Source organism: Runella sp. R0.1_18 (genome assembly GCF_057652155.1).
Genome location: NZ_JBYFCK010000016.1, coordinates 25,728 through 32,817, shown reverse-complemented (window position 1 = coordinate 32,817; position 7,090 = coordinate 25,728). Strand labels below are relative to the sequence as shown.

Genomic DNA, 7,090 nt, shown 5'->3' with positions numbered 1-7,090 from the left:
AAGTGTTCGGCGGTGGTGAACTATACAACTCCCGTAGGAAGTGATAATTGTTCAAGTGCAACGACGACGCAAATTGCGGGACTGGCCTCTGGCGCAGCTTTCCCCGTTGGGACAACGACGAATACCTTTGAAGTGACGGCGAATGGTCAAAAGACGACTTGTTCATTTACGGTGACGGTGGTTGACGCCGAACCCCCGACGATTACTTGTCCAGCCAATATCAGTGTGAACAACGAGGCAGGTAAATGCTCTGCAGTAGTGAACTATACTGCTCCCGTTGGAACGGATAATTGTTTAGGGGCAACGACGACACAAATTGCAGGGTTGGCCTCAGGCGCAGCTTTCCCAGTTGGGACAACGACAAATACCTTTGAAGTAACGGCGAATGGTCAAAAGACGACTTGTTCATTTATGGTGACGGTAGTGGACGCCGAGCCCCCGACCATTACATGTCCAGCCAATATCAGTGTGAACAACGACGCAGGTCAATGTTCAGCGGTAGTGAACTACACGGTTCCTGTTGGAACGGATAATTGTTCAGGCGCAACGACGACGCAAATTGCGGGTTTAGCCTCAGGTGCAGCTTTCCCCGTTGGGACAACGACGAATACCTTTGAAGTAACATCGAATGGCCAAAAGACGACTTGTTCATTTACGGTGACGGTAGTAGACGCCGAACCCCCGATGATTATTTGTCCTGCCAATATCAGTGTGAACAACGAGGCAGGTCAATGCTCTGCGGTGGTGAACTACACGGCTCCCGTAGGAACAGATAATTGTTCAGGGGCAACGACGACGCAAATTGCGGGATTAGCCTCAGGCGCAGCTTTCCCAGTTGGGACAACGACAAATACATTTGAAGTGACGGCGAATGGCCAAAAGACAACTTGCTCATTTACAGTGACGGTGGTGGATGCGGAAGCGCCTACGATTGCTTGCCCTGCGAATATTGTGGTATGTGCCAACACTCTCGTTACGTATGTTCCGCCTGTCGGAGCAGATAATTGTGCAGGTGCAGTAACTACTCAGACGTCGGGTTTAGGAACGGGAGTAGTTTATCCCGTCGGTGTGACAACAAACATGTTTAAGGTAATGGCTGCCAATGGTCAAACGACGGAATGCTCGTTCACAGTAACGGTGCAAGGCAAGCCGACAATTACGTTATCGACGCTCCAGCAAACGCTCAACGAAGGCAATAATCTTGTTTTGTGCGACACGGACGCGAATCCAGTTAACAGTTTACAGTTTAATGTTTCGGGTTTGTGTGTAGTGGGAAATCCCGTTTGGCGGATGCAAGTGGGTAGCGGCGCATGGAGTATTTGGTCGGCAACTGCCCCCATTTCGCAACCCTCCAATAACCAACCCCACCGTTACCAAGCGGCTTGTGATGCTAGTTGTGAATCAACTTACTCGGGCGTGATCACCTTGACAATTGGTGTGCCTCCTGTGCCTCCCCAACAAGTAACTGTGAGTAAGACGACGGGTTGTCCAGGTGAAACCGTGACACTCTCCGCTCATTGTGGAGCTCATACCATACGGTGGTATTCCTCAGATTCACCTAATTCTGCCCTTCCAAGCTCTACCATAACGATTAGGCGCGAGATGCCTAGTTACTGGGTGAGTTGTGTGAGTTCACTTGGTTGTGAGAGTGTTAAAGTAGCAGCACCATCGATTGTTGTCAAGTCCTCACCTTCGCCATTTGGTATCACAGGGGGAGGCTATCTGGGCTGTAATAACGTTTCTGCTATTTTAACCTCTGGTTCAGAATTGAACACCTTGTACCAGTTGTACTACAATTCGTTGGGGACTAGCCAGCAAGTGAATGGGAATGGAGGAGTTCTAAGTTTTGGTATTCCGAGTTTTGGAGGCACTTATCGTGTGATAGCCAAGGATAAGACGAGTGGATGTATTACAGAGTCGAGTGGGGAAGTGGTTTACTACAATGTTAGCAAGCCGAGCAAGTTTCAAGTGACGGGTGGGGGTAGTTTGTGTGGAAGCGGAAGTGTTTCTTTGGGGTTATCCAGTTCCCAAGTAGGTGTTAATTACCAGTTGAAGCGTAATGGAGGGTTATATGGTAGCAATGTATTATCAGGGACAGGAGAGAAGTTGAGTTTTGGTTCGACGCTTGAAACGGGGACATACACAGTAGAAGGCACCTCATCTTCAGGTTGTGTTTTGACGATGCAGAATGGGGTATTGGTGACGAATTTTCCGTGTGGTCTCCGAGTTGGGGTAGATGATTTGTTTGGGATATCTGTTGATTCATCTATTGACTCTTGGGTGAGTATCTTGGGTAATCCAGTGGGTAGTATTTTGTCGTTACGTTTCAACCAGTCGATTAATGGAGAGGTTATGGTGGTGTTAGTTGGATTGGGAGGTGAGGAGTTGTATCGGCGTTCATTGTTTGATTTGGAATCTGGTCATGTGGAGAGTATTTCAATGGAAGGCTATGTAGCGGGGAGTTATGTATTACGGGTTATATCCTCTGAACATAGGCAAGATTTCAAGATTAGTAAATTGGCTAGGTAGTATGCGATTAAAGATTGCTATAATTGTTGGGTATCTAGTCGAGAGATGGAGAGATGTACTTTCTACAGGTAACAATGCCTGAACAGCAAGCTACGTTAAAAGTAGTGAAAGGGTAATAACGGCGTGCATATATTTTGACTGAAAGGGAGACGCACGATCGTGCGTCTCCCTTTTTTGTTAAAAGACTTCTTTGGGTATAAAAAATCGAATGTATCCTAAAAAACTTATTGTTTTTCGGTTAAAAAGCATAGGTAATCAGTATATATTTGCTATAGAACCCAAAGTTTTTGAAATGACTCTTTAATCGTTACTTGTTTATACTGCTTTTTTATGCCTTATTATTTTTGAGAGAAGGGCTCAGTATGAGCGTTTTTTACATAAAAACTATCAAGAAAGGGCGAAGGAATGGGGAAATTTTTGGGGAGAAAAAACTGTGAACGCCGAATATGATTCAGCACTGTTTTTTCGAGAAGTTTTAGCGATACTGTCCTACCTGCTTTCTGATGCAACCATTTTATAGTAGATACTTTGATTTTGCTTTTCAAAAGCATCAGGGGTCAAATAATTGATGGACTTATGAGGTCGATCAAAATTATAGGTGTAATACGGCACGGGCCGCCCCGCATTTATCCAAGTGTTGGTTAAGTTCTGAGAGCGAATAAAACCAATTCAAGTTTAAACACTCTCTTCTGAGCGTGCCGTTAAGTCGCTCAATGATGCCATTTTGGGTAGGTTTACCCGGTTGAATAAAACGCAATTCAATCCCATTCTTTACGGCCCATTTGGCTAATTTATCACTGATAAACTCAGAGCCATTGTCGGTTCGGATGTAAGCAGGCCGCCCTCTGATGAACACTAATTTGTCTAATATTTCTGTCAATTTTGGGGGCCTTAATATGTTCACAGGCTTCTACCCACAGGTCTTTTCTTGAGCATTCGTCAACGATATTAATAATACGCACCCATTGTTGGGTAGGCTCAATGATGACTTCTGAAAGAAAATCCATCGCCCAGCCTTCATTAATAGAGTTAGGCGGTAATAAATCTCTGAATTCTCTGTGAATTCGGGCTTTTTGCGGCTTCTTGTGCAAGCTTAACTGGGCTTGTTTGTACAAACGATGTCCTCGCTTTTTGCAAAAAATATGCCCCTTATGACGTAAATAAGCATAAATCATGGCAAATCCCCAAGCAATGTAATCCTTCCTTACTGATTTGTATAAATCAACTATTGTCCTATCAGAAACTTCTTTGGCTTGTTGTGGTTTGTAATGACGACGAGCATACACCGTTTGCCGTCGCCAAGCTAAATATTTACAGAGTTTGCGTAGGCTTAGACCTTGATTCTTCACTTGGACTTGGCTCAAAAGTTGGTCTTTTTCTTCTGAGCTACAAGCTTTTTGGCAATTTCCAAGGCATCGCTGATGACTCGCTTTTCCAACTCTAATTCGGCGTACATTTTCTTAAGCTGTTAGTTCTCTTTTTCCAGCTCTTTCAGACGTTTTTTGTCCTCATTATTTTGAATACTGAAACTCTCCTTCCACTTGTAAAAAGTCCCAGGGCTTATTTGGTGTTGCTGACAAATCGATTCTACCGTTTTACTCTTTTGGGAATCCACAATCGCTCTGCGCTGTGTTTCGCTAAATCGGCTACTTTTCATTTGTTTTTGTTTAGAAAGTTAAATCTATTTTGATAACTTTCTACTACAAAAGTAGTCACTTAGAGACACAGGTATGACAGGCCGCTACATTGAAGTCTATTATAATCGTAAGCGAAGACACTCATCTTTGGGCTACCAAAGTCCAGAAAAATTTGAAGAAATCTTTAATCAAAATCAATTTTTAAATTTGCAAAGTAAAGTGTCCACCGTTTGAGGACCACCCCAAATTGCCTGAGGGAATGTATTTCTTGAAGGTATCGACGGAGATGCAACAAGCTACTTTGAAAGTGGTGAAAGCACCGTAGCAAGGGGCAAATAATGCAAGGGGCAACTTGCCCCTTGCATTATTTGTCTAAAAAATTTTTCATTGCCCAGTGGAGAAGTATGTTTTTTTCTTTGGGCAAATTGAGTTTTTGAATGATGTTTGAACGGTGTTTTTCGACCGTTTTTTCCGAAATAAATAGCAAATCACCGATTTGTTTGGATGTTTTTTGTTGTGCGATGAGTTCAAGTACCTTCTTTTCGGCAAAAGTCAACTCTTCACTTTCGCTGGTTTGGTGTTTATTTACTTCTCTTAAAATTAACTTGCTCATGTATTTGCCACCTTGAGCGACGGTTTCTAAACAAAGTTTTAATTCATCTTCTGAACCTTCTTTGAGCAAATAACCTGACAAACCCATGTTTTTTGCACGTTTGTAAATTGTGGCTTCTTTGTGCATCGTAAACAGAATGATTCGCGTAGAAATACCCCGCTGATGAAGCTTTTCGAGTACTTCTAAGCCGTCCATTTGGGGCATACTGATGTCCAAAATCGCCATCGTTGGTTGATTTTTTACAATCCATTCAAACGCTTCTTGTCCATCGCTACAGATATGCACCACCTTGTACCCCAGTGAGGAAACAAACGATTGGGTGCCGTAGAGTGTTAAAGGATGGTCATCGGCAATTAATATACTCATCGAGTTTACATCTAATGTACAGTTCGTCATTTACTTAGCTATTTCTACGTCAATCACTGTGCCTTCTGAAGATGAATGAACATGTGTGGTTCCACCAATGATTCGACTACGTTCTATAATATTATGAAGCCCGAAAGCCTGGGTACTCGACAGGGTTTTTGCCACGTCAAAACCGACGCCATTGTCGCGGATTTGCAGGTGAATTTTTTCGGCAGATTCGCCCAGGGTGATTTTGGCCGCGTGCGCTTTAGCATACTTAATGATGTTTGTCAATGCCTCTTGAATGATGCGGTAAAGCTGTAACTCAGCCTCCGAACTCAGTGAGCCATGGTAGTCAAATTCGGTGCTCACCATCAGGTTGTGCTGTGTTTGAAACCGCTCTATCAGTTGTTCGATGTTCGGTTCTAACCCAATTTTGTCAAACATCACGGGGTGTAAGTTGCGACTTATGATCCGAACGTCGTTGATGATTTGGTCAATCTTATCATTGATGACTCCCGCGTCTTGTTTGTCACTTTTTTTGAGCGACAACAGTTCATAGTTAATACTGTCGTGCAAATCTCCCGCAATTCGCTTGCGTTCTTCTTCGGTTTTTTCCAACAGTTGTTTGGTATAATGTAAGTTTCTTTCTTTTTCGGTCTGCAATCGTTTTTTTCGTTGCCACAAAATAAAATACGCCACAAAACCCGAAAGAGTCACCAAAATACCTATCAGAATGAGGTTCTTTTGTTGTTCGTTTTTTAAACTTGATTGGTAGAGTTTTTCGTTGATTTTGTTTTTTTCTTGTTGGTATTTTAACTCACGGTCTTTGAGGGCAGAGAGATGTTCTTCTTGCTTATAAACGGTGTTGAGAGAATCATAGATTTTGAGGGCGGAAAACGCTGCGTCGATGTTCCCTAGTCGTTCGTAGGATTTATATAATTCCTCGTACGTATAAAGCCCATATTTGGTGATTTTGCAGGAGTCGGCGGCTTTGAGCGACTGGGCGGCGGCTTTTCGCATCCCTGCTTCGTTGCCCATTTTTTCGTAAAGCTGAATGAGCTTTGTATAAATCATCGGTACGTCGCAGGTGCTGCTGCGTTGGAGGTGCGTAAGTGCCTCGTAGTAGCGTTGTTCGGCACTAGGATAGCGTTTCTTCAAATACATCAAATAGGCTTCCTGCATGTTGATTTTTGCCCGTTGCTCTTCGTCCAAATACTGGTAGTTGGTGCGGGCGAGCTGTTGCATTCGTTGGTCGGCCTCCTCGTAGCGGTGGGTATCGAATAAAACATACGCCTTCTGGCAAGAAATGTTGGCTTCAAAGTAAGCACGGTGGGCGGTTTTGCGACCATACACCAAGGCTGAGTCTAGTTGCTCCAAAGTGGAGGTGTAATCAAACAACCGCTTGTAGGTATGCGACAAGTACAGAAAAGCGTAAAAACGTTCTTCGTTGGAAGTGCTGGGGGCATCAATTACGCGGCGAAGCAGGACAATCGACGAATCGTAGCGAAATGCGTTGTTGAGCACATATACTTCTAATCCGAGCTTATTTATCGATGGAGTGGGCAGCGGACTTGATGTTTTTTGCCCCCAAACCTGATTCAAAGCCATGATCCAGAATAAGTAAACATAAATGAATTTCATAACATTTGATCAGAAAACGAGTGTAATACTTGGTTGCTGTTGTTCCAAAAAATAAGGGTTAACCCTTATTTTTTTTCAATTTTTTTCGACAGACCTTTGTACTGCACATATAATTACCCTACTTTATTATAAACCAATCTTATCTTATCCCAAATTCTCCGCGCGGGCTACTTCGCCCATCTTGGAGAGGGGTGAGATAAGGTTTTTTTTGAGAAATCTATACTAAAATGTCAGTATTTCCATTAATGGAACATATTTCCTTAAAAAACTCCTAAAAGTATCCAAAAAATAAGGGTTAACCCTTATTTTTTTTCGATTTTTT

6 protein-coding genes are annotated in these 7,090 nt (G+C 43.1%); 1 reads left to right on the top strand and 5 read right to left on the bottom strand.

The window, feature by feature from the left end:
• Positions 1-2,529: HYR domain-containing protein (locus AC23P2_RS23135; protein ID WP_487775401.1), on the top strand; the 2,529-nt coding region annotated here is incomplete at its 5' end.
• A 592-nt stretch (positions 2,530-3,121) separates the two neighbouring features.
• Here the strand turns inward: AC23P2_RS23135 and AC23P2_RS23130 are convergent.
• From AC23P2_RS23130 to AC23P2_RS23110, 5 genes are all read right to left on the bottom strand, one after another.
• Positions 3,122-3,385, bottom strand: coding sequence for an integrase core domain-containing protein (locus AC23P2_RS23130; RefSeq protein ID WP_487775400.1), 264 nt, complete (start codon positions 3,383-3,385; stop codon positions 3,122-3,124).
• Positions 3,336-3,878: a transposase family protein gene (locus tag AC23P2_RS23125; protein WP_487775399.1), complete on the bottom strand. Its 543-nt coding sequence runs from the start codon at positions 3,876-3,878 to the stop codon at positions 3,336-3,338. Before AC23P2_RS23125 ends, AC23P2_RS23130 begins: the two co-directional genes overlap by 50 nt.
• Positions 3,879-3,997: 119 nt before the next feature.
• Positions 3,998-4,186 carry a transposase gene (locus tag AC23P2_RS23120; protein WP_487775398.1) on the bottom strand — a complete coding sequence of 63 codons (189 nt, stop codon included), beginning with the start codon at positions 4,184-4,186 and terminating at the stop codon, positions 3,998-4,000.
• A 344-nt stretch (positions 4,187-4,530) separates the two neighbouring features.
• A complete protein-coding gene (locus AC23P2_RS23115; protein ID WP_487775397.1) occupies positions 4,531-5,145 on the bottom strand; it encodes a response regulator in 615 nt (204 codons plus the stop codon).
• Positions 5,146-5,175: 30 nt separating this feature from the next.
• Positions 5,176-6,768, bottom strand: coding sequence for a tetratricopeptide repeat-containing sensor histidine kinase (locus AC23P2_RS23110; protein WP_487775396.1), 1,593 nt, complete (start codon positions 6,766-6,768; stop codon positions 5,176-5,178).
• Positions 6,769-7,090: the final 322 nt, after the last annotated feature.